This window comes from Streptomyces sp. NPDC033131, assembly GCF_055578365.1.
Window position 1 is genome coordinate 1 of sequence record NZ_JBVIPA010000068.1, and the last position, 21,444, is coordinate 21,444.

General features: G+C 72.3%; 20 protein-coding genes and 2 pseudogenes. 7 read left to right on the plus strand and 15 right to left on the minus strand.

What is annotated here, in order from left to right; genetic code table 11:
• Window positions 1–222: pseudogene (locus tag ACZ5XS_RS42815) on the minus strand (PLP-dependent aminotransferase family protein); the annotation flags it as partial.
• Here ACZ5XS_RS42815 and ACZ5XS_RS42820 point away from each other — a divergent pair.
• Window positions 116–1,024, plus strand: coding sequence for a DMT family transporter (locus ACZ5XS_RS42820; RefSeq protein WP_468660841.1), 909 nt, complete (start codon window positions 116–118; stop codon window positions 1,022–1,024). The pseudogene ACZ5XS_RS42815 and the gene ACZ5XS_RS42820 sit on opposite strands and share 107 nt — an antisense overlap.
• Before the next feature lie 92 nt (window positions 1,025–1,116).
• A complete protein-coding gene (locus tag ACZ5XS_RS42825; RefSeq protein ID WP_217239707.1) occupies window positions 1,117–1,311 on the plus strand; it encodes a DUF1918 domain-containing protein in 195 nt (64 codons plus the stop codon).
• Here the strand turns inward: ACZ5XS_RS42825 and ACZ5XS_RS42830 are convergent.
• Window positions 1,308–2,552, minus strand: a complete 1,245-nt coding sequence (locus ACZ5XS_RS42830; protein WP_468660806.1) for a glycoside hydrolase family 10-like protein — start codon at window positions 2,550–2,552, stop codon at window positions 1,308–1,310. The genes ACZ5XS_RS42825 and ACZ5XS_RS42830 overlap by 4 nt on opposite strands.
• A gap of 178 nt (window positions 2,553–2,730) precedes the next feature.
• On the opposite strand from ACZ5XS_RS42830, the gene ACZ5XS_RS42835 reads away from it, so the two are divergent.
• Together ACZ5XS_RS42835 and ACZ5XS_RS42840 are read left to right on the plus strand one after the other, a co-directional pair.
• Window positions 2,731–3,591 (plus strand): 3-hydroxybutyryl-CoA dehydrogenase, encoded by an 861-nt coding sequence (locus tag ACZ5XS_RS42835; RefSeq protein WP_468660808.1) that lies wholly within the window; start codon window positions 2,731–2,733, stop codon window positions 3,589–3,591.
• Between the two features lie 209 nt (window positions 3,592–3,800).
• Window positions 3,801–4,058, plus strand: a complete 258-nt coding sequence (locus tag ACZ5XS_RS42840) for a hypothetical protein (protein ID WP_468660810.1) — start codon at window positions 3,801–3,803, stop codon at window positions 4,056–4,058.
• Between the two features lie 31 nt (window positions 4,059–4,089).
• On the opposite strand, the gene ACZ5XS_RS42845 is transcribed toward ACZ5XS_RS42840, so the two are convergent.
• The 10 genes and pseudogenes from ACZ5XS_RS42845 to infC all read right to left on the minus strand — a co-directional run bounded on the left by ACZ5XS_RS42845 (window position 4,090) and on the right by infC (window position 15,124).
• Complete coding sequence (locus tag ACZ5XS_RS42845) at window positions 4,090–4,635, minus strand: NUDIX domain-containing protein (protein WP_217239711.1); 546 nt, start codon at window positions 4,633–4,635, stop codon at window positions 4,090–4,092.
• A gap of 85 nt (window positions 4,636–4,720) precedes the next feature.
• Window positions 4,721–6,061, minus strand: a complete 1,341-nt coding sequence (locus ACZ5XS_RS42850; RefSeq protein WP_468660812.1) for a transcriptional regulator — start codon at window positions 6,059–6,061, stop codon at window positions 4,721–4,723.
• A gap of 292 nt (window positions 6,062–6,353) precedes the next feature.
• Window positions 6,354–7,499 carry a PP2C family protein-serine/threonine phosphatase gene (locus ACZ5XS_RS42855; protein WP_468660814.1) on the minus strand — a complete coding sequence of 382 codons (1,146 nt, stop codon included), beginning with the start codon at window positions 7,497–7,499 and terminating at the stop codon, window positions 6,354–6,356.
• Window positions 7,500–7,730: 231 nt separating this feature from the next.
• Window positions 7,731–10,241: a phenylalanine--tRNA ligase subunit beta gene (pheT, locus tag ACZ5XS_RS42860; RefSeq protein ID WP_468660816.1), complete on the minus strand. Its 2,511-nt coding sequence runs from the start codon at window positions 10,239–10,241 to the stop codon at window positions 7,731–7,733.
• On the minus strand, window positions 10,241–11,362 hold the full coding sequence (pheS, locus tag ACZ5XS_RS42865; RefSeq protein WP_217239715.1) for a phenylalanine--tRNA ligase subunit alpha: 1,122 nt from the start codon (window positions 11,360–11,362) through the stop codon (window positions 10,241–10,243). The genes pheT and pheS overlap by 1 nt, the downstream gene beginning before the upstream one ends.
• A gap of 137 nt (window positions 11,363–11,499) precedes the next feature.
• Complete coding sequence (locus ACZ5XS_RS42870) at window positions 11,500–12,636, minus strand: sensor histidine kinase (protein ID WP_468660818.1); 1,137 nt, start codon at window positions 12,634–12,636, stop codon at window positions 11,500–11,502.
• Window positions 12,637–12,687: 51 nt separating this feature from the next.
• Window positions 12,688–13,536 carry a TrmH family RNA methyltransferase gene (locus ACZ5XS_RS42875; RefSeq protein WP_468660820.1) on the minus strand — a complete coding sequence of 283 codons (849 nt, stop codon included), beginning with the start codon at window positions 13,534–13,536 and terminating at the stop codon, window positions 12,688–12,690.
• Window positions 13,537–13,641: 105 nt separating this feature from the next.
• Entirely contained in the window at window positions 13,642–14,025 is a 384-nt protein-coding gene (rplT, locus tag ACZ5XS_RS42880) for a 50S ribosomal protein L20 (protein ID WP_004002577.1), read from the minus strand.
• Between the two features lie 90 nt (window positions 14,026–14,115).
• Window positions 14,116–14,310 (minus strand): 50S ribosomal protein L35, encoded by a 195-nt coding sequence (gene rpmI, locus ACZ5XS_RS42885; RefSeq protein WP_217239718.1) that lies wholly within the window; start codon window positions 14,308–14,310, stop codon window positions 14,116–14,118.
• A 111-nt stretch (window positions 14,311–14,421) separates the two neighbouring features.
• Window positions 14,422–15,124: pseudogene (gene infC / locus ACZ5XS_RS42890) on the minus strand (translation initiation factor IF-3).
• A gap of 347 nt (window positions 15,125–15,471) precedes the next feature.
• Between infC and ACZ5XS_RS42895 the strand changes: the two are divergent.
• Window positions 15,472–15,846: a DUF1844 domain-containing protein gene (locus tag ACZ5XS_RS42895; RefSeq protein WP_217239719.1), complete on the plus strand. Its 375-nt coding sequence runs from the start codon at window positions 15,472–15,474 to the stop codon at window positions 15,844–15,846.
• Between the two features lies 1 nt (window position 15,847).
• On the opposite strand, the gene ACZ5XS_RS42900 is transcribed toward ACZ5XS_RS42895, so the two are convergent.
• The gene (locus tag ACZ5XS_RS42900; protein WP_468660823.1) at window positions 15,848–16,579 is read right to left on the minus strand and encodes an SseB family protein; all 732 of its coding nucleotides are present in this window, start codon (window positions 16,577–16,579) and stop codon (window positions 15,848–15,850) included.
• A 149-nt stretch (window positions 16,580–16,728) separates the two neighbouring features.
• Between ACZ5XS_RS42900 and ACZ5XS_RS42905 the strand changes: the two genes are divergently transcribed.
• Window positions 16,729–17,787, plus strand: coding sequence for a serine hydrolase (locus ACZ5XS_RS42905; RefSeq protein WP_468660825.1), 1,059 nt, complete (start codon window positions 16,729–16,731; stop codon window positions 17,785–17,787).
• Between the two features lie 49 nt (window positions 17,788–17,836).
• Here the strand turns inward: ACZ5XS_RS42905 and mycP are convergent, their stop codons facing one another.
• Window positions 17,837–19,030, minus strand: a complete 1,194-nt coding sequence (gene mycP, locus ACZ5XS_RS42910; RefSeq protein WP_468660827.1) for a type VII secretion-associated serine protease mycosin — start codon at window positions 19,028–19,030, stop codon at window positions 17,837–17,839.
• Complete coding sequence (locus ACZ5XS_RS42915; protein ID WP_468660843.1) at window positions 19,027–19,848, minus strand: hypothetical protein; 822 nt, start codon at window positions 19,846–19,848, stop codon at window positions 19,027–19,029. The genes mycP and ACZ5XS_RS42915 overlap by 4 nt, the downstream gene beginning before the upstream one ends.
• Between ACZ5XS_RS42915 and ACZ5XS_RS42920 the strand changes: the two genes are divergently transcribed.
• On the plus strand, window positions 19,757–20,491 hold the full coding sequence (locus tag ACZ5XS_RS42920; RefSeq protein WP_468660847.1) for a hypothetical protein: 735 nt from the start codon (window positions 19,757–19,759) through the stop codon (window positions 20,489–20,491). The genes ACZ5XS_RS42915 and ACZ5XS_RS42920 overlap by 92 nt on opposite strands.
• Window positions 20,492–21,444: the final 953 nt, after the last annotated feature.

Genomic DNA, 21,444 nt, shown 5'->3' on the forward strand with positions numbered 1-21,444 from the left:
GAGCTTTCCACCGGGCGAGTAGCGGTCGAGCTCCCGACGCAGCCGGTCCGCCAGGTCTGCCACACTGCTACGCTCTTGCATGAGAGTACAGAGTAGCGCTACCGCTTCGAACCGGATAGCGGTCACCGCCTCGAACGGGCCGACGGGGACGACCGGGACCAGCGGGACGACCGCCGCCGGCACCCTCCAGGCCACCCTCGGCGTCGTCGCCTTCTCCCTCACCTTCCCCGCCACCGCCTGGGGCCTGGAGGGCTTCGGCCCGTGGTCCCTGGTCGCCGTGCGCAGCGTCCTCGCGGCGCTGATCGCGGGCGGCTGTCTGCTCGCGCTGCGCGTACCGCTGCCCGCCCGGCGCCACTGGCCGGGCCTCGCGGTGGTCGCCGCCGGCGTCGTGGTCGGGTTCCCGCTGCTGAGCACGCTCGCACTGGAGACGTCCACGACCGCGCACGCCGCCGTCGTGGTCGGCCTGCTCCCTCTGACCACCGCCCTGTTCTCCGCCCTGCGCATGGGCACCCGTCCCTCACGCACCTTCTGGGCCGCGGCGCTCGCGGGCGCCGCCGCGGTGGCCGCCTTCACCGTGCAGCAGAGCGGCGGCGCCCTCAGCACCGCCGACGTGTATCTGTTCGGGGCGCTGCTGGTGTGCGCGGCCGGCTACACCGAGGGCGGCCGGCTGGCCCGGGTCATGCCGGGCTGGCAGGTCATCGGCTGGGCGCTGGTGCTGTGCCTGCCGCTCGCCGTGCCCGCCGCCGCACTGGCGCTGTCGTACGAACCCCTCCGGCTCACCGCGCACAGCGTGGCCGGGCTGCTGTGGGTGGCGGCCGGGTCGCAGTTCTTCGGCCTTGTCGTCTGGTACCGGGGCATGGCCGCCATCGGCATCCCGAAGGCCAGCCAGTTGCAGTTGGCCCAGCCCTTGCTCACACTGGTGTGGTCGGTGCTGCTGCTGGGCGAGCAGCTGACGGTGGCCGCACCGCTGACGGCCGCGGCGGTGCTCGTGTGCATCGCCGTCACGCAGCGGGCGCGAGGCTGAGCGGCTTGCACGCACCGGTCCCGACCGGGCCCTGCGCCGTAAACTCGAGGCCACGGACCGCTGCTCCCGCACATGGTGAGGAGGCCTGACAGATGCGTGCAACCGTGGGCGACCAGCTTGTCCAGCACGGCAGGGTGGTCGGACAGAACGACAAGGTCGGCGAGATCGTCGAGGTGATGGGGCAGGAGGGCAACCCTCCGTACCGCGTCCGCTTCCAGGACGGGCACGAGGGCGTGTGCTCACCCGGCCCCGACACCGAGATCCGGCACCGGGAGACCAACCACTAGGGCCTGTCCTGCGGGGTCCTCGCCGGCCGCCCGTAGTGGTCGGCGACCACCCGTGCCATGGCCCCGATCGGATCCGCCGCCACCTCCTTGGCGGCGAAGAAGACATGGCCGCCCACCTCGGGATGGTCCTGGGCGAGCGTGAGGTGCCGGGAGAGTTCGGCGGGGTCCTGCCAGGCCTCGGGCTGTGCCGGGGCGCCGGCCTTGTACAGCGCCTCACCGGCGTACAGCCGCGTCCCGGTGCCCCGGGCCACCTCCGCCCACCAGAGCAGCAGCTTGGCGTAGTCGGCGGCGGCGAAGCCGATGTGCCAGTACAGCTGCGGGACGATGTAGTCGATCCAGTTCTTCCGGACCCACTTGCGGGTGTCCGCGTACACGTCGTCGTACGTCTGCAGCGCCTGGGTGTCAGAGCCCAGCGGGTCGGTGGTGACGTTGCGCCACACCCCGAAGGGGCTGATGCCGAAGCGCGTTCCGGGCCGGACCGCCTTGATCCGGGCGGACATCTCGCGCACCAGCAGGTCGATGTTGTTCCGCCGCCAGGCGGCCCGGTTCGGGAAGCCGCCGCCGTGCCTGTCGTAGGCCGCGTCGTCGTCGAAGCTCTGGCCCGCCACGGGATACGGGTAGAAGTAGTCGTCGAAGTGCACGGCGTCGACCGGGTACTTCCTCACCGCGTCGAGCATCGCGTCCTGGACGAAGGCGCGGACCTCGGGCAGGCCCGGGTTGTAGTAGAGCTTTCCGCCGTACGGCACCACCCAGTCCGGATGCCGGCGGGCGGGATGGGTTCTGAGGAGTGCGCCGGGATCGCCGTGGGCCGCGATCCGGTACGGGTTGAACCAGGCGTGCAGTTCCAGGCCGCGCGCGTGCGCCTCGCGGACCGCCGTGCTCAGCGGGTCCCAGCCCGGGTGACCGCCCTGGGTGCCGGTGAGGTACTGCGACCAGGGCTCGTACGGCGACGGCCACAGGGCGTCGGCGGTGGGACGTACCTGGAAGATCACCGCGGTGAGGCCGGTCCGGGCGGCCCTGTCGAGGTGGGCGGTCAGTTCGGCCCGCTGGTCCGCCGCGCTCAGGCCCGGCCGGGAGGGCCAGTCCCGGTTCATCACGGTCGCCAGCCACACGCCCCGCATCTCGGCGACCCGCCGCGGCCGGGCCGCCCGGCCGCCCGGCTCGGCCGACGCACCGCCCGAGGCCGACGTCAGCGTCGCCAGCGCGGCCAGCGCGAACGCCCGCCGTGACACTCGTCCCATTCGCACACCCCCGGACACGGCGGATCCGCGCGGCACGGACCTCTCCGCGCCCCAGGATGCCCGACGGATGCCCCACCCCGGCGATCGATCATCGATACTTGGCGGTAACGTGCACGAACGGAGCAGGCGTACCGGACCCACGCGTCTGCGCTGCCCGTAGACCAGCGAAAGGGACGATGTGACCGACATCGAGCGCGTCGGAGTGGTCGGCTGCGGCCAGATGGGAGCGGGCATCGCCGAGGTGTGCGCCCGTGCCGGCCTGGACGTGAAGGTCGCCGAGACCACCGGCGAGGCCCTGGAGATCGGCCGGACCCGGCTGTTCAACTCCCTGGCGAAGGCCGCCGAGCGCGGCAAGATCTCCGAGGAGGAGCGGGACGCCACACTGGCGCGCCTCAGCTTCACCACCGACCTCGGCGAGTTCGCGGAACGCGACCTGGTCATCGAGGCCGTCGTCGAGAACGAGCAGGTGAAGACCGAGATCTTCCAGGTCCTCGACCAGGTCGTCACCCGGCCCGACGCGATCCTGGCCTCCAACACCTCCTCGATCCCGCTGGTGAGGCTGGCCGTCGCCACCTCGCGGCCCGACCACGTCATCGGCGTCCACTTCTTCAACCCGGCCCCGGTGCAGCAGCTCGTCGAGCTGATCCCCGCGCTCACCACCTCGGAGGGCACGCTCAGCCGGGCCCAGGTCTTCGCCGAGAAGGTGCTCGGCAAGCACGCCATCCGCGCCCAGGACCGCTCCGGCTTCGTGGTCAACGCGCTGCTGATCCCGTATCTCCTCTCCGCGATCCGGATGTTCGAGTCGGGTATCGCCAGCCGCGAGGACATCGACAACGGCATGGAGATGGGCTGCGCCCACCCGATGGGCCCGCTGAAGCTGTCCGACCTGATCGGCCTGGACACGGTGGCCTCGGTGGCGTTCTCCATGTACGAGGAGTACAAGGAGCCGCTGTACGCCGCTCCCCCGCTGCTCCAGCGCATGGTCGACGCGGGTCGGCTCGGCCGGAAGTCGGGATCGGGCTTCTACACCTACGGCTGATGGCACAGTGCCCGTTACAGGGTGCTGATGACACAGTGCGACGACCACGGGCCCGGCACTCTTCGGAGTGCCGGGCCCGTCGCATTCACACACCGTGTGCGCCCCGGGCTCGCATATGCCCCTCGCACACTCTCCCCACGCGCCCACCAGGGGAGTTGACTCTTCATGCGCATGCAAGGGATGTGAAGACTACAGAGAGGAGCGGACTCGTGACCGCCGACCCCGAGCATCCCGTGGTCCATGGGGAACTCGCAGAGTTACGGCGCCGACTCGACGTGGCGTACGCACGCGTCGAGGGAGGGCTGGCCCTGCTCAGTCATCGCACCGAGGAGACCGACAAGGGACTCGACGACCTGACCGCCCGGATCACCGCCCTGGAGCACGCCCGCTGGCCGCTGCCCGCGGTCGCGGTACTCACCGCCATGGGCGCGCTCGTCGTGACGATCTGGCAGGCCCTGGGGCACTAGAACGGCTCCAGGACGCGGTGGGGGGCGCGTATCAGGGCATGGCGTCCAGCCCGAGCCGGAGATGATGCAACAGCAGTAACGCGGCCGCCATGTTCGCGGCCGGGACCTCGCCGCGGGCGACCATGTCGGGGACGAGCTTGAGGGGGACCCATTCCCGGCGGTCCGACTCGAAGTCGTCCACGGGGTGTCCGAGGTACTCGCCCTCGTCGGCCCAGTAGATGTGGTGCCGGGCGTCGGTGAGCCCGTTGGACGGCTCCACGCTCATCAGGTGGCGCAGGGGTCCCGGCCGCCAGCCGGTCTCCTCCTCGAGTTCCCTGGCGGCCGCCGCCGCGATGTCCTCGCCGTCCTCGACGACGCCCGCCGCGAGTTCCCACCCCCAACTGTCGGTGATGAAGCGGTGCCGCCACAGGAGGAGGACCTCATTGGCCTCGTTCACCACTGTGGCCACCGCGACGGGCCGCAGTCGTATGAGGAAGTGGTCCAGGTGCCGGCCGTCCGGCAGCTCCACATCTGCCAGGTTGACGGTGAACCAGCGATTTCCATACACAGTTCGTTCGTTCTGTTTCGTCCACTGCACGGTTCTGCCACCTTCCGTCGAGTAAGTGGCAATATCGCAGCAGGAACGATGAGTGTCGGCGGTCGCGTGCCCGTCCTGGGACCCCTTACAGCGGTACGCGCAGTGCCCCGTCGATCAGCGCGGCGGCCTCGGCGGTGCCCGCGCAGCCGCTGCGCGACAGGTGCAGGCGCACCGCCCGGAGTCTGTCGCGCAGGCGCTGGGACTCCATTCCGCGGGCCTGCTCGGCCATCTGCACGGCGATGGCCACCGCTTTGTCGGCGTTGCCCTGGCGCAGTTCGATCGTGCTGAGCATGGCGAGCCGGTGCACCCGGCCCCGGTCGTGTGCGGGGTTGCCGACGGCGGCCATGGCGTGCTCCCGCGCCGCCGCCACCTCGCCCAGGCTCAGAAGCGCCTCCGCCACCTGGACGTTGACCAGTCCCGGCTGGACATAGCCCGTCTCGTCCGGCTCGTAACCGCGCCGGATCCGTTCGGCGGCCTGCTCGGCCCGCCGGATGCAGGACAGCGCACTCGTGCCGTCGCCGAGGTGTGCGTACGCCTTCGCCTGCATCGCGTACAGATCGGAGGCGAGCGCCGGGGTGATGTGCCGGCCGGCGGCACGCAGCGCGGCCTCCGCGAAGGCGACGGCCTGCCGGAACTCCCGCATGAACAGCGCCTGGTTGACCAGAAGGGCGATCACGTACGCGCCAAGACCCCGGTCCCCACTGGCCTTCGCGAGCCTGAGCGCCTGGTGGAAGTAGCGCTGGGCGAGACCGTGCGCGTCGGAGTCGTACGCGCAGATCCCGGCGACCGCCACCAACCCGCCGGTGGCCCGGTGCAGTTGGCGGCCCGTCTCGTCGGTGTAGCTGCCGCGCAGCAGCGGGGCCGCCTCCGCGTTCAGGAAGCCCACGATCCGGGCCCGGGTCGCGACCCCGCCGGCCTTGCGGTACATCTGCTCGTAGTGCGTACGGGCTGCCCGCAGCATCTCGAGATCGGCCGCCGTGACCCGGTGCCGGCCACCGCGCGAGACGTCGACGTCCTCGGGCGGGTTCTCCCACTCCCACACCGGCATGACGGCGGGCGTGCCGGTGACCGCGGGAGCGCCCAGGATGTGCGGTCGCTGCTGCTCGTCGGAGCGCCACAGGGCGGTGGCCCGCTCCACGAACCCGGACAGCGAGGTGCCGTGCGGAGCGGAGGGCTCACCGGGTACGCCGAGGCCTATGTCATCGAGGGTGACGGGCCGCTGCAGCCGGGCGGCGAGCACCTCGCAGATCAGGTCGGGCACCTGACCGCGGGGCCGCTGCCCCTTCAGCCACCGCGCCACGGCGGTGTGTTCGTATCTCAGCGCCAGACCGCGCGCCCGGCCCGCCTGGTTCACGTGGGCGGCGAGTCCCGCGTGCGAGATGCCCGCCTCGTCCAGGATCGCGTCGAGCAGAGTGTTGGGCTGCATGGGATGCCCCCCGGGTGCCTCGGTGCCGACAGAGTAGTGGGTCCTCGTTCGCACGGGGTGTGAACGGAGTACTCGAATCCGCGCTGTGTGCACACTGTCGCGGAGAGTTTCCAGCCGGTTGACTGAAATGCCTCGCAAGAGGCCGGCCGGGCCGCCGGCTCCCCCTCGTACAGTGCGGCGGCCCGACTCCGCGCCGTCCGCCCAGCTGCCTGCCCGACACTCCGTGGCGGGGCGGACGGCCCCGCCGGATGCGCCGCGCAGGCGAGCGCCCGGTGGCCGGGCGCGGTGGCGGTCAGTGCGGGGTCCGCTGCGGGTACGCCGTGGCTGCTCCCACCGCTGAGGGACGTCGGCCTGACCGGCCGTTGCGAAGCACCAGTAAGGCCACGTCGTCCGTCGGTGCGCCTCGTGAGTGGTGCAGGAGAGCGGTGAAGACCGCCCCCAGGACGACCTGCGGGACCACCACGGGACGGTCGTGGACGGCCTCGGACAGCGCGTCCGCCAGGGAGAAGAACCGGCCATCCGCGTCCCTGGCGTCCTCCGCTCCGTCCGTGTGGAGGACGACCGCCTCGCCCGGCGACAGCTGTCCGCACGCCACGGGCGACAGTTCGGGGGGCAGCGGGAACGGGCCGAGGGGAGGCAGCGGGTCGGCGCGCGCCAGCGGCTCGACCCTCGTGCCGCTGAGCAGATAGGGCCACGGGTGACCGCAGTTGAGGGCGTGCACCTCCCCGTCCCGGCCGATCTCCAGCAGCAGTACGGTCACGAACTCCTCGGCGACCGGGTTGTCGGGCTCCGGGCCGACCGAGGGGTGCTCGGCGCGGGCGCGCTCGCGCAGGTGCCGGGCCAGTGCGCGGTCCAGTCGGCGCAGCACACCGTCGAGTCGGGCCTCGTCGTGGACGGCCTCACGGAAGCAGCCGAGGACGGCGGCGGCCGTGCCGATCCCCGCGAGCCCGTGTCCACGGACGTCGCCCATCACGACCCGTACGCCGTGTTCGGTGGCGGCGACCTCGTACAGATCGCCGCCGATGGCGGCGCCCGGGTCGGCGGACAGCTGGGCGGCGGCGACGTCCAGCCCGTCGATGCGCGGGGGAAGCGGCCGCAGCAGCACGCTCTGGGCGGCGCTCGCGACTTCACGGGCCTGACGCAGTTCGCGCAGCAGCGAGTGGCGCACGTGGAGAATCAGTCCCGCGCCCACGGCGAAGAAGACGGCACTGGTGACGGCGCGCGCGCCGAAGCCGTCCTGCTGGGCCAGCGGACAGGCCAGCTTGTACGAGACCGCGGCGGTGCCCCAGGCCGTGGGCAGCCCGAGCGAGAGGACTCGCCGCAACGGCCGGCGGGTGCCGGTCCGCAGCCATGCGGGAAGGCCCCGGCGACCGGGCCTCCGTGAGTCCGTCCGGGTCCGCCCCGCCCTGCGGGGCACCCCAGCCTTGATACGGATCATGCCGATGGCCCCCCAAATAGGCCTGCAGCGCAATCGGACCGACCCCGAAAGGCCGGTCCGATTCTGTCGACCGCATGCCCCGAAAGGGCCAGATCACCAGGAGAAGTCACTCAATCGAGTGAGGTGACCGAATGTGGGGGGTGTGGGGCCCGCCCCGGAAGGGGCGCGGGGAACTGCGCGACCAGCCACAACGAACCCGCGGCCGGTCGACAACAGCAGCCACCACAACGACTAACCCCTGAGGACAGCCCCCGTACGCTCGCCCGCGAGGGCGACCGCGGCGTCCCGAGCCGCCGACGCCTCGTCCACCGTCAGCGTCCGGTCGGCCGCCCGGAACCGCAGCGCGTACGCCAGCGACTTGCGCCCGTCACCGAGCTGTTCGGCGTTCTCGTACACGTCGAACAACCGGATCGCCTCCAGCAGTTCACCCGCACCCTCACGCAGCGCGGCCTCCACCTCGGCCTGCGGTACGAACGTGTCGACCACCAGCGCGACATCCTGCGTGGCGACCGGGAACGTGGAGATGCTCGGCGCCTGCGGGGTGCCGTCACCGACCCGCTCCAGGGCGTCCAGGTCCAGCTCCATCGCGGAGCTGCGCGCGGGCAGGCCCAGCGCCTTCAGGACGCGCGGGTGCAGCTCACCCGCGTGACCGACAACCCGCTCGGCACCGTCGGCGACGATCACCAGCTCGGCGCACCGCCCCGGATGCCACGGCCCGTACTGCCCGCCGCGGACGACCAGTTCGGCACCGGCCTCACGCGCCACCGCCCGCGCCGCCTCGACCGCGTCGGCCCAGTCGGCCGGCCGGCCCTTGCCCCACCAGCCCGCCTGCTCGCGGGCGCCCGCGAGGACGACCGCGACATGGCGGGGCTGCTCGGGAAGCGCGGCGTCGAGCTCGGCGATCTCCTCGTCGGTCGGACGCCGGTCGACGGGCGGCGAGACGGCCGCCCGCTGCTCCTCACGCGGGAGGAAGACCAGGCCGGTCTCGAACAGCGCGAGGTCGTGCGAGCCCCGGCCGTCGTTGCGCCGCAGGGCGGCGAGCAGGCCCGGCAGCAGCGACGTACGAAGCGCCGGCTCCTCGTCGTTGAGCGGGTTGGCCAGCCTGACGACCCGGCGGGCCGGGTCGTCGGCCGCGAGGCCGAGCTGGTCGAAGACCTGCTCGCTGACGAACGGATAGTTCGGCGCCTCGACGTATCCGGCGCCGGCCAGGGCCCGGCCGACGCGGCGGTGCAGCCGCTGCCGGTGGGTCAGGCCGCGGCCGGACGGCGGCTTGGGCAGCGTGGAGGGCAGGTTCTCGTAGCCCTCCAGGCGGATGACCTCTTCGGCCAGGTCGTTGACCTCGGCCAGGTCGGGCCGCCAGGACGGCACGGTGACGATCAGCTCGTCCTGCCCGTACACGTCGCAGCCGACCTGCTGGAGGCGGCGTACGACGGTCTCGCGGCCGTACTCGACGCCCGCGACCTTGTCCGGGTGGTCGGCCGCGACGGCGATGGTGTGCGGCGCGGACGGCGCCGTGACCTCGGTGACGCCGGCTTCGGCGGTGCCGCCCGCGAGCAGCACCAGCAGGTCGACGGTGCGCTGGGCGGCCGCGGACGCGGCCTGCGGGTCGACGCCGCGCTCGAAGCGCTTGGACGCCTCGGAGGACAGCTTGTGACGGCGGGCCGTACGGGCGATGGAGACCGCGTTGAAGTGCGCGGCCTCGATCACGATGTCGGTCGTGCCCTCGGCCTCGCTGTGATCGGCGATCTCCGTGTTGGCGCCGCCCATGACGCCGGCGAGGCCGATCGGGCCGCGCTCGTCGGTGATCACCAGGTCCTCGGCGTGCAGGGTGCGGGTGACGCCGTCGAGGGTGACGATCTTCTCGCCCTCCTCGGCCCGGCGGACGCCGATGGTGCCCTGGACGAGCGAGCGGTCGTAGGCGTGCAGCGGCTGGCCGAGCTCCATCATCACGTAGTTGGTGACGTCGACGGCGAGCGAGATCGGACGCATGCCGACCTTCTGCAGCCGGCGCTGGAGCCAGAGCGGGGAGCGCGCCTCGGGGCTGAGGCCGGTGACGGTGCGGGCGGTGAAGCGGTCGCAGCCGACGGGGTCCAGGACCTTCACCGGGTAGCCGAAGGCGTTCGGGCCGGGCACGTCGAGCAGGGCCGGGTCGCTCAGCGGCAGGCCGTAGGCGATGGCGGTCTCGCGGGCGACGCCGCGGATGGACAGGCAGTCGCCGCGGTTGGCGGTGACGGCGATGTCCAGGACCTCGTCGACCAGTTCGAGCAGCTCGATGGCGTCCTTGCCGACCTCGGTCTCCGGGGGCAGCACGATGATGCCGTGGCTGCCGTCGTCGCCCATGCCCAGCTCGTCGCCGGAGCAGATCATGCCGTGGGACGTCCTGCCGTACGTCTTGCGGGCGGCGATCGAGAAGCCGCCGGGCAGCGTGGCGCCGGGGAGCACCACGACGACCTTGTCGCCGACGACGAAGTTGCGGGCGCCGCAGACGATCTCCTGGGGCTCGCCGGTGCCGTTGGCCTGGCCGACGTCGACCGTGCAGAAACGGATCGGCTTCTTGAAGCCCTCCAGCTCCTCGATGGTCAGCACCTGGCCGACGACGAGCGGGCCCTTGAGGTCGTGGCCGAGCTGCTCGACCGTCTCGACCTCGAGGCCGGCCGAAATGAGCTTGGCCTGGACGTCACGCCCGGTCTGAGTGGCCGGCAGGTCGACGTACTCCCGCAGCCAGGAAAGCGGGACCCGCATCAGATCTCCATCCCGAACGGCCGGGTGAACCGGACGTCACCCTCGACCATGTCTCGCATGTCCTCGACGTTGTGGCGGAACATCAGCATCCGTTCGATGCCGAACCCGAAGGCGAAGCCGCTGTACTTCTCCGGGTCGACACCGCAGGCGGTCAGCACCTTGGGGTTGACCATGCCGCAGCCGCCGAGCTCGATCCAGCCCTCGCTGGAGCAGGTGCGGCAGGGCCGGTCGGGGTTGCCGACGGACTCGCCGCGGCAGACGTAACACACCATGTCCATCTCGGCGGACGGCTCGGTGAAGGGGAAGAAGTTGGGCCGCAGCCGGGTCTTCATGCCCTCACCGAACAGCGACTGGACCATGTGGTCCAGGGTGCCCTTGAGGTCGGCCATGGTCAGGCCCTCGTCGATGGCGAGGAGCTCGACCTGGTGGAAGACGGGCGTGTGCGTGGCGTCCAGCTCGTCGGTGCGGTACACGCGGCCGGGGCAGATCACGTAGACCGGCAGCTCGCGCCCCAGCAGGGAGCGGATCTGCACGGGCGAGGTGTGGGTGCGCAGCACGACGCCGGACTCGGTGCCGCCGCCCTGGCCCTGCACGAAGAACGTGTCGGCCTCGCCGCGGGCCGGGTGGTCCGGGCCGATGTTGAGCGCGTCGAAGTTGAACCACTCGGCCTCGACCTGCGGGCCCTCGGCGACCTCGTAGCCCATGGCCACGAAGACGTCCTCGATGCGCTCGGAGAGCGTGGTGAGCGGGTGGCGGGCGCCGGCCGGTACGCGGTCGTACGGCAGCGTGACGTCCACCGCCTCCTCCACCAGCACCCGCTGGTCGCGCTCGGCCTCCAGCTCCACCTGGCGGGCGGCGAGGGCCTTGTTCACGGCGCCGCGGGCCTGGCCCACGCGCTTGCCGGCCTCGGCCTTGGCGTGCGGGGGCAGTGCGCCGATCTCGCGGTTGGCGAGGGCCAGCGGCGAGGTGCCGCCGGTGTGCGCGACCTTGGCCTCCTGGAGCGCGTCGAGGGAATCGGCGGCGGTGAAGGCGGCGAGCGCCTCGTCCCGCATGCGCTCGATCTCTTCCGGTTTCAACGCCTCGACCTCGACAGGGTCGTACGACTTATTCGGTGCCGACATCTCTTCCCGTGCTTCCGATTGGCTGGCTGGAGTCCCCGTCACCGATCCATGGACGAATCGTCGTCGGCTTCGGGACACAAAGGTGCCAAAGGCCGAGTCTAACGGGGTGGGGATGTTCGAATGCGCCCGCGGGCTGCTCAGGTCAGGTAGGCCGGAGCGCTCACGGGCAACGTAAATCGGAACTCGGCGCCGCCGCCGGGGGCGCGGCCGACCGTGATGGTGCCGCCGTGGGCCTCGACGATGCCCTTGACGATGTAGAGCCCGAGACCCGTGCCGCCCCGCTTGCTGCCCCGCCAGAAGCGGGTGAAGACGCGGTTCATGGACTCCTCCGGGATGCCGGACCCCTCGTCGCTCACCGTGACCGACGTACCGGCGTCCTCGCCTTCGCGGGGGGACGCCGTGGCCGTGATGTCGATCGTGACGGTTCCCTCGCCGTGCCGCACCGCATTTTCGAGCAGGTTGCTGAGCACCTGGTCGATCTTGTCGGGGTCGGCCCACAGGTCGGGCAGCGGCTGTTCGAGGCGCAGCAGGAACCGGTCGGCGGCCAGGCCCGCGGCGACGTACGCCTGGATGTGCCGTCCGACGGCGGCGCCGATGTCGACGGGCTGGCGCCTGAGCTCCAGGCGCCCGGAGTCGATCCGCGAGATGTCGAGCAGTTCGGCGATGAGCCGGGTGACCCGGTCGGCGTCGGCGTCGACGGTCTCCAGCATCAGCCGCTTCTGGTCGTCGGTGAAGCGTTCCCACTTGGCGAGGAGGGTGGCCGTGAACCCCTTGACCGAGGTCAGCGGGGAGCGCAGCTCGTGGGCGACGGTGGCGATCAGTTCGGCGTGGCTGCGCTCGGTGCGGCGGCGGGCCTCGGTGTCACGCAGACAGACGACGACCCGGCGGACCGGTCCGGTGGGCCGCGTCCGCACGTAGGTGGCGGAGACCAGCACCTCGCGTCCCCCGTGCAGCAGCAGGTTGCGCTCGGGCTGTCCGACCCGGATGGCGAGACCGCCGTAGGGATCGGTCAGCTGCCACCAGCGCCGGCCCTCCAGGTCTTCTAACGGCAGGGCCTTCTCCAGCCGCTGTCCGAGGGCGTCCTCGGCGGGCAGGGCGGTGATCCGGGCCGCGGCGGCGTTGAAGCAGATCACGCGCCCGTGCTCGTCCGCGACGACCAGTCCGTCGGGCAGCTGGTCGGGATCGATGCCGAGGTCGGTCAGGTCGCCGGGCCGGGACGCGGGCGGGCGCCGTACGTCCCGTGCTCCCGGTGCGCTGCTCGTGCCGACGCTCATCCCCGTACCCCACCTCTCAGACGGCGCAGGGCCCCCGAGCAGGTCACCCTACTAGCTCTCGGTGACGGAGCGGCACCCTCCGGAGGCGCGCTGTGCACGGGCTGACGCATAGAGACATACGGCGGCCGCGGTGGCGAGGTTCAGGCTCTCGGCCTTCCCGTGGATCGGAACGCGCACCACGGCGTCCGCGAGGGCGCGGGTCTCCTCGGGGAGCCCCCAGGCCTCGTTCCCGAACACCCAGGCGGTCGGCCCGCCCATGGTCCCCTTGTCGAGCTCGTCGTCCAGGTCGTCGGTACCGGCCCCGTCCGCGGCGAGGATGCGCACTCCGGCGTCCTGCAGCCCGGCCACGGCCCGCTCGACGGGCACGCCGACGGCGACGGGGAGGTGGAAGAGGGAGCCCACGGAGGCCCGTACGGCCTTGGGGTTGTACAGATCGACGGAGGCGTCCGTCAGGACGACGGCGTCGGCACCGGCGGCGTCGGCGCACCGCAGGACGGTGCCGGCGTTCCCGGGATCGCGTACGTGCGCGAGGACGGCGACCAGTCTGGGCCGGGCGGCGAGGATGTCCTCGAAGGGCGTGTCGAGGAACCGGCAGGTCCCGACCAGGCCCTGCGGGGTGACGGTGGTGGAGATGTCCGCGATGACCTGCTCGTCGGCGAGGTGCACCCGGGCTCCCGCCTCACGGGCCTCGTCGATGATGTCGGCGTACCGCTGCGCCGCGTCCGGCGTGGCGAAGAGTTCGACCAGCGTGGACGCGTGTGCCACCGCCTCCCGTACCGCTTGCGGCCCCTCCGCGAGGAACAGCCGCTCCTTGCCCCGGAAGTTCCGCTTCGCGAGCCGCCGGGCGGCGGCGACGCGGGGGGAGCGGGGGGAGATCAGCTCGGGGGTGACGGGGGCCATGCGACTCACCTTCGGTTACCGGTCAGCACAACGACGGACCCGCGGGCACCTGCCCACGGGTCCGTTCAGTCACGTCGGCCACAGCCGGCGCGGCGACGCGTGGCGTCACGCCGCCTTGGGCGCGTTGACGTCGCTGGGCAGCGCCTTCTGGGCCACCTCGACGAGCGCGGCGAACGCACCGGCGTCGTTCACGGCCAGCTCGGCCAGGATCTTGCGGTCGACCTCGACGTTCGCCGCCTTCAGACCCTGGATGAACCGGTTGTACGTGATGCCGTTGGCGCGGGCAGCGGCGTTGATGCGCTGGATCCACAGCTGGCGGAAGTCACCCTTGCGCTTCTTGCGGTCGTTGTAGTTGTAGACCAGCGAGTGGGTGACCTGCTCCTTGGCCTTGCGGTAGAGGCGCGAACGCTGACCGCGGTAGCCGGATGCCTGCTCGAGGATCGCCCGGCGCTTCTTGTGGGCGTTGACTGCCCGCTTGACGCGTGCCACTTGTTAACTCCTTGTAGCTGGGTCACGAGGGTGACCCGAGAACGGCTTGGTCCCGGTTATCGGCTAGGCCCTGCCCACGCAGGGCGCGCACTAGATCCCGAGAAGCTTCTTGGCCTTGGCGGCATCGCCCGGCGCCAGCTCGACGGTGCCGGCCAGGCGGCGGGTCAGCGTCGAGGGCTTGTGCTCCAGGTAGTGGCGGCGGCCGGCGCGCTGGCGCAGCACCTTGCCCGAGCCGGTGACCCGAAAGCGCTTCTTGGCACCGCTGTGCGTCTTGTTCTTCGGCATGGCGCCGTTCTCTCCTCGTCGGTGGCACTCCGGTGCCCGGTCACGAAAACCGGGCACGGTGGAGCGTCGCTGTTGTATCGGTTACGTCCTGGGGACTCGCGTCCCTGGGGATCACGCCTCGGCGGGAGCCTCGGCCTGAGCCTCGACTTCGCCCTCGGCAATCACTTCGTCCTCGGCGCCCTCGGACTCCGCGGCGTTCTGCGACTTGCCGGGGTTGGCCTTCGCTTCTGCCTTGCGGGCTTCCTGCGCCTGGCGGGCCTCGGCCATCGCCTCGGTCTTCTTCTTGTGCGGACCGAGAACCATGATCATGTTTCGGCCGTCCTGCTTCGGGTTCGACTCGACGAACCCGAGGTCGGCCACATCCTCCGCGAGACGCTGCAGCAGTCGGTAGCCGAGTTCCGGCCGGGACTGCTCGCGACCACGGAACATGATCGTGATCTTGACCTTGTCGCCCTGCTTGAGGAACCGAACGACGTGACCCTTCTTGGTGTCATAGTCGTGCGGGTCGATCTTCGGCCGGAGCTTCATCTCCTTGATGACCGTGTGCGCCTGGTTCTTGCGCGCCTCACGGGCCTTCATGGCCGACTCGTACTTGAACTTCCCGTAGTCCATGAGCTTGCACACAGGCGGACGGGCGGTTGCCGCCACCTCGACCAGGTCCAGGTCGTACTCCTGCGCAAGCTCCAGTGCCTTGGCCAGCGGGACAATGCCCACCTGCTCGCCACTGGGACCGACAAGTCGCACCTCTGGAACACGAATCCGGTCGTTGATGCGGGGCTCGGCGCTGATGGATCCTCCTCGGTTAGCACCACACGGCCATCTGGCGGACGGCCGCGTTTGTCTCTGTCAGACAGACCTAACCGCGCCGAAGCACAAAAAAATGCCCCGGACGATCACAGGCGGGGCTCCAAGCACTACCGGAGCACCGCCGCGGTGATGCCGCGGGGCGCACATTCGGGCGACTCCATCGTCCGTACGGAACGATGGTGGCCGCCTGACCGGGGTGACCCGCCGCCCCGGGGGGACGGTCAGGTGGGAGATCGGAGCCTCCACTTGTGGCCAGTCACACTTACACACATGCGTCCGGCCGGTCGTCACACAAGGTTAGCAGCAACCCGGGGGTGGTGCGAACCGTCGTACACCGGGGCCTATCGTGTGGGCATGAGTGACACCCCTGCTGAGTCCGCCGGGTCCGCCGCGGGCCCCGACTTCGACGAGATGACCCGCGACATCGCCGAGGTCCCCGCCGTCGAGGTGATCGTGACGGTCGCCGTCAACCTGATGAGCGCCGCCGCCGTGAAGCTCGGTCTGACGGAGGAGGGCGACAAGTACAAGGACCTGGACGAGGCCCGCAAGCTGGTGCACGCCCTCGCCGGTCTGCTGGACGCGAGCGCGACCGAGATCAGCTCGTTCCACGCCGCCCCGCTGCGCGACGGCCTGAAGTCGCTGCAGCTGGCGTTCCGCGAGGCGTCGCTCGTCCCGGACGAGCCGGGCCACGGTCCCGGTGAGAAGTACACCGGCCCGATCTACGGCTGATTCACGGACGTACGTACAGGGGCTCGCCCGGCGGCGTCGCTCCGGCCGGCAGCAGTGCCAGGTCGAGGCCGCGCACCAGGCGGGCCCTCAGTGTGTCGTCGGCGGCGAGCCGCTGCGCGAGGGCCCGGGCGGCCTCGGCGGGCGGTGCGGAGGAGTCCAGGACCAGGGCGAGGGTGCCGTCGGCCTGCCCCGGCCCGAGGTGGGCGCGCAGTACGGCGGGCTCGGCGGCCACCGCGTCCCGTACGGCCGCCACGACGGCCGGGTCGGCGAGCGGATCCGTGGTCGTACGCCCCTCCGCCAGCGCCAGCAGCGCGGCCCCCGTCAGCTCGAACGGCACCGGTCCCGCCATGTCCAGCAGGACCGTGTCCGCCTTCTCGTGCGCGGCGGCCTGGAGCGCCTGGTGCAGCGGTACGGCGACGGGGCGGGCCGCCGGGTCCCAGCGGGCCAGCGACTCGGTGGAGGTGAAGGCCGGCAGGGCGGTGCGGTGACCGGCCTTCAGAGTCGGTACGGCCATGTCGCTGGTCTTCTCGCGGCGCAGCCCGTTCTCGTCCTCCTCGGCCTCGCCGAGCACGGCCACCACCGGGACGAGGAGCCGGGCGCCCTTGAGTGCCTCCAGGACGGGGCCCGCGGCGGTGCGGTCCTCGGCCCAGGCGGCGAGCGCCGCGCTCAGCCGGGGGTCGGCCGTGCCGTCGTCGTCGGAGAAGCCGGAGTCGGGAATGTTCTTGTTCGCCACGGTCACCGACCCTATAGGGGGGATGCTGCTGGGCTTGTGCGGGCCCGGAAACCTGCCCGTGACGACTTTCACGGGTTTCTCAGATATCCCTGACACACATCTAACGTCCGTCTAACGGCCCGCACAGCCGGTACCCCGAGCATCGCGGCATGGAGTCCTCCAGAGCCGCCCGCAGCCTCCGCTCCGGTCCGTCCCGGCGCCGCCCCCTGATGTACACCGCGCTCGCCTCCGTGGCCGTCCTCGGCGGTACGGCGGCCGGGACGGTGTTCGTGCAGGCGCAGGCGCACTCCGGGGCCGGCGCCGTATCGTCGGCGGCGACGCCGCCGGCCCCGTCGTCGGCTTCGGGTTCGGCTTCGGCTTCGGCTTCGGCGAAGGGGGAGACAGCGGTGGAACCTGTGGCGGAGCCGACCGTCGAGCGCGACGAACTGCTGGCCGACGCCCTGAAGGCGGTGAGCGTGGAGCACGGTGCCGACATGTCGGCGGCCGTGCTCGACCTGGACTCCGGCGTGAGCGCCACGTACGGCGACGGCGCCTTCGACACCGCGAGCATCGTCAAGGTCGACATCCTGGCGACACTGCTCCTCCAGGCGCAGGACGCGGACCGGCGTCTCACCGCGCAGGAGAAGTCGTACGCCACCGCGATGATCGAGAACAGTGACAACACCGCCGCGTCGGCCCTGTGGCGCCTCATCGGGAAGGCGGACGGTCTGGACGCCGCGAACGAGCGGCTCGGTCTCCCGGACACCGCGGGTGGCGACGACATGCTGTGGGGGCTGACCCAGACCACGGCCGCCGACCAACTGGCGCTGCTCCAGCAGGTGTTCGGGGACGACTCGGAGCTGAGCGAGGCCTCGCGGGCCTTCGTCCAGGGGCTGATGGGGCAGATAGCCGTCGACCAGCACTGGGGGGTGTCGGCCGCGGCCGACGATTCCCGGTGGGCCCTGAAGAACGGCTGGCTGGCGCGCAGCACGACCGGACTGTGGGACATCAACAGCATCGGGCGCGTGACGGTGGACGGCCACGACTACCTGGTGGCGGTGCTGTCGAAGGGCAACACGACACAGGCGAAGGGGATTTCGCTGACGGAGGCGGCGGCGAAGGCGGCGGTGTCGGTGTTCGCGGGGGACGGCGCGTCGGCTGCGACAGCGGCTTCGACAGAGGCATCGGCAGAGGCATCGGCACCCGTGTCGACGGCTGTCTCCAAGTAGGCGCCCGGAGGCCGCCGTACGCCTTGTGGGCTGTGCCGTCAGGAGAGCGTCAGAAGTCCTCCTGCCGCTCGCGGCTGCCGCGCCACAGCACCACCGCCGCGACCAGGATCACTCCGCCGAGGCCGCCCGCGAGAGGGGCCGCCCAGTCGGCGGTGTCGGTGCCGGTCTCGGCCGCGTCGGGGCCGGAGCCGAAGTACTTGTCGCCGTAGGCGGCGGCCTGGAGGCCCTCCGGCTTGAGGCGGCCGGCTTCGGTGAGGGCGGCCGCGGGGTCGACGAAGCCGAAGCCCCGGGAGTCGTCGCGGCCGTCGGCCGGGGCGTTGCGGGCCGTGTCCTCCAGGAGTTTCTTGACCTGTGCCGGGGTCAGGTCCGGGTGGGCGGCCCTGATGAGCGCGACCGCGCCGGAGACGAAGGCGGAGGCGGCGCTCGTGCCCCAGCCCTCGTAGTACTCGTGGTCCGGGTCGGCGATGACGACGTCCACGCCGGGGGCACTGACCGTGGCGTACCAGCGGCGGGTGGAGAAGGAGGCACGGGTGCCGAAGCGGTCGACGGCGGTCACGGCGATCACACCCGGATAGGCCGCCGGGTAGGAGATGTGGTCGCCCTTCTCGCCGCCGTTGCCGGCCGAGGCGACGACGACGGCGCCCTTCTTCAGCGCGTACTGGACGGCTTCGTCCTCGGCGGGTTCGGGGTGGGCGGAGGCGGAGTCGTCGCCCAGGGAGAGGTTGATGACGTCGGCGCCGTGGTCGGCGGCCCAGCGGATGCCTTCGGCGAGGGCGTTGCCGCGGGTGCTGCGGGCCTTGGCGCGGGCCGGGTCCTTGTCCTCGAGGATCACGCGGACGGGGAGGATCTTGGCCTCTGGGGCGATGCCCATGACACCGTCGGCGTTGCCGACGCCGTGTCCGTGGCCCGCGATGATGCCGGCCATCGCGGTGCCGTGGCGGGCCCAGGGGCGGTCGCCCTCCTTCGCGCCGAAGCCGATCATGTCCTTGCCGGTGAGGACGTTGCCGTCGAGGTCGGGGTGGTCGGCCTCGACGCCGGTGTCCAGGACGGCGACGGTGACGCCCGCGCCCTTGGTGGTGCGCCACGCCTGCTGGGTGTGCATCGCGTCCAGGGCCCACTGCTTGGCGCGTATGCCGTCGGCGTGCGCGACGGTGGGCGGGACGAGGGCGACCGAAGCGGCGAGCAGGACGCTCAGGAGGCCGGCCCGGCGGGTGGTGCGGCTCACGGGTCTCGTGCGGCTCATGAGGGCTTCTCCGAGGGCGAGCTGACGGTCTTGCGCAGCCCGCGTTCGACGCGGTCGGCGAGGCCTTGGGCCTCGTTGCCGAGGCCGGCCTGGGCGGGGGCGGTGGTGGCGCCGGACTTCATGGCCTCGGCGGCGGGCAGCGGGGCGTCGACCGTACGGCCGTCCGCCCAGCCGGAGACGGCGTAGACGACGACGGGGGCGTCGGTGAGGACGGAGACGGTCCAGGAGGCGCGCTGCGCGGTGCCGAAGTCGGCGGCGACGGTGTCCTTGGCGGCGTACGGCCGGGGCATGAGGTCGGTGCGGCTGTCGAGGCCCTCGTCCTTGAACCGTTGGCTGAGCGCGGTCATGGCGGCGGCGTCGCCCTTGGTGAACAGGAGGCCGACGGTGGTGACGTAGCTCTGGGTGGCGTCGGTGTAGGTGGCGCGCAGGAGGCGTCCGCAGCCGACGGGTGTGAGGGCCTTGCGCAGCAGCGGGTCGAAGGCGTCCTGGCAGCCGCTGTCGGGGGCGACGGCGATACGCGTCCAGGTGCGGTCGGCTCCGCCGGGCCCGGCGCCCTGGCCCTCGACGGTGGGCGGGAACAGCTGGTCGACCGGGATGCTGTGCCACAGACCACGGGCCGTGGCGAACGTGTCGCCCGTCCCGGCCTCCCCCGGCTCGCCGATGAGCCAACTCCCGGTCAGGGCGCCGCCGATGAGCCCCAGCCCGAGCACGACGCAGGCGGCCACCGTGGCTATCCGGGGCCGTCCCCGCATCCCGAGCATCCCGAGGGACCGCGGCCGCGCCCGGTCGTCGTACCCCTCCGGCTCCGCGAACGAGATCACGGGCCGCCCCGACCCGGGCGTCCCGCCGGGCGCCATGGGAGCGCTCCAGGAAAGGGAGGGGTCCGGGGAGAAGACGGGCGTACCGGAGGGCGGAGTGCTGGGCGCCGGAGGGATCCGGGGGACGCTCGGAGGGCTGGTGGGCGGGGCGGGAACGCGGGAACGGCCGCCGGGGACGGTGGGCGCCCCGGAGTGCCCGGAGCGGGTCTCGGGTTCGGTGCGACCCGAAGGCGGACGGGAGCCGCTTCCGGGGACGGGGGCCGAAGAGGCACGGGAGCCGGAGCGGCTGCCGGGAACGGTGCCCGGAGTGGACGTGCGTGGGCCGCTGCCGGAGCCGGTGGCGGGTGACGAGGTGCGCCTGTCACTTCCGGGGCCGGTGCCCGGCGAAGACGTACCCGGGCCGCTCGACTGGTCGGCGGACGCCGAGGACGTGCGCGGGGGGCTCGTACGGCCCGGGGTCGGTGCCTCGTGCGCGGGTCGCGGGGGAACGTCAGGGCGGCGCGCCGGCTCGGCGGGCGTCCCGGCCCGGTGGGTGTCCACCTCGGGGGGCAGCTCCGCGGGAATCGGGCGCATCCGGAAGGTCCTCTCCGACGCGGTCTCGACGGGCGCTCCGGAAGGGCGCGGCGGTATCGGGGGGCGGTGACGGGGACGTGGCGGCACGGAGCCGGCCGCCGGGGCTGCGGTGCCGGGGGGAACCGGCACAGAGCCAGGCGCGGGGCCCGCGGTCCCCGGCCTGCGCGGCACGGAGCCCGGCACGGAGGTACCGGAGCCGGGGCGAGACGGCACGAAGCGCTGTGCGAAGGGCCCGGCGCTCGGCCGGGGCGGCACGGAGCCGGAGGCAGATGTCCCGGCGCTCGCGGAATCCGCATCCGAACCCGGCATGGTGGGCCCGACGCTCGCGGAGACGTCCGCTGAGCCCGGCGCGGACGGCCCCGCGTTCGGGCGAGGCGGAACGAAACCCTGGGCGGACGGCCCAGCGCCACGCCTGGACGGCACAGAGCCGGACATGGACGTCCCGGCGCTCGCGGAAGCCGGCCCCGAGCCCGGTACGGACGGGCCGGTGTCAGGCCGGGTCGGCGCGAGGCCGTGCGCCGGAGGCCCGGCGCTCGGCCTGGGCGGTACCGTGCCCGGCACGGTGGGCCCGGAGGCGCGGGGAGTCGACACGGAGGGCCCGGCGCTCGGACGGGCCGGCACGTCCCCCGGGGCCGACGCGGACGGGCCGGCGTCAGGCCGGGTCGGCGTGGGGGCCCCTCGGTGCGGCCGGCGGGGCGCTTGGGTGGGTTCGCCGTGGGGCGGCGTACCCGTCACGTTGCCGTCCCCGTGCGTGTCCCGGCCCGCTGACGGAGGGGCGTCGGGGAAGCGCGCGGAAGCCGGCGGCGGGGGCGGGGACGTGAGGGCGGCGTCACGGGGCGACGGGGCACGCAGATGCGGGAAGCGCAGCCGGATGTCATGGTCCTCGGAGGTCACTCGGGTCCCGTCCGCCTCAGTGCGCCGCCGGGGCGACGTCACCGCACCGGAAGCGTCACCACGCCCGGCAACGGCCGAGCCCCGCACACCGGACCCGTCACTCCCCGCCGCACCGGCCGGGCGACGCGC

Coding starts and splice junctions, on each gene's coding strand:
- ACZ5XS_RS42825 (WP_217239707.1), top strand. CDS start 1,117: ATGCGTGCAACCGTGGGCGACCAGCTTGTCCAGCACGGCAGGGTGGTC.
- ACZ5XS_RS42830 (WP_468660806.1), bottom strand. CDS start 2,552: ATGGGACGAGTGTCACGGCGGGCGTTCGCGCTGGCCGCGCTGGCGACG.
- ACZ5XS_RS42850 (WP_468660812.1), bottom strand. CDS start 6,061: ATGCAGCCCAACACTCTGCTCGACGCGATCCTGGACGAGGCGGGCATC.
- ACZ5XS_RS42855 (WP_468660814.1), bottom strand. CDS start 7,499: ATGATCCGTATCAAGGCTGGGGTGCCCCGCAGGGCGGGGCGGACCCGG.
- pheT (WP_468660816.1), bottom strand. CDS start 10,241: ATGCGGGTCCCGCTTTCCTGGCTGCGGGAGTACGTCGACCTGCCGGCC.
- pheS (WP_217239715.1), bottom strand. CDS start 11,362: ATGTCGGCACCGAATAAGTCGTACGACCCTGTCGAGGTCGAGGCGTTG.
- ACZ5XS_RS42870 (WP_468660818.1), bottom strand. CDS start 12,636: ATGAGCGTCGGCACGAGCAGCGCACCGGGAGCACGGGACGTACGGCGC.
- ACZ5XS_RS42875 (WP_468660820.1), bottom strand. CDS start 13,536: ATGGCCCCCGTCACCCCCGAGCTGATCTCCCCCCGCTCCCCCCGCGTC.
- rpmI (WP_217239718.1), bottom strand. CDS start 14,310: ATGCCGAAGAACAAGACGCACAGCGGTGCCAAGAAGCGCTTTCGGGTC.
- ACZ5XS_RS42895 (WP_217239719.1), top strand. CDS start 15,472: ATGAGTGACACCCCTGCTGAGTCCGCCGGGTCCGCCGCGGGCCCCGAC.
- ACZ5XS_RS42905 (WP_468660825.1), top strand. CDS start 16,729: ATGGAGTCCTCCAGAGCCGCCCGCAGCCTCCGCTCCGGTCCGTCCCGG.
- mycP (WP_468660827.1), bottom strand. CDS start 19,030: ATGAGCCGCACGAGACCCGTGAGCCGCACCACCCGCCGGGCCGGCCTC.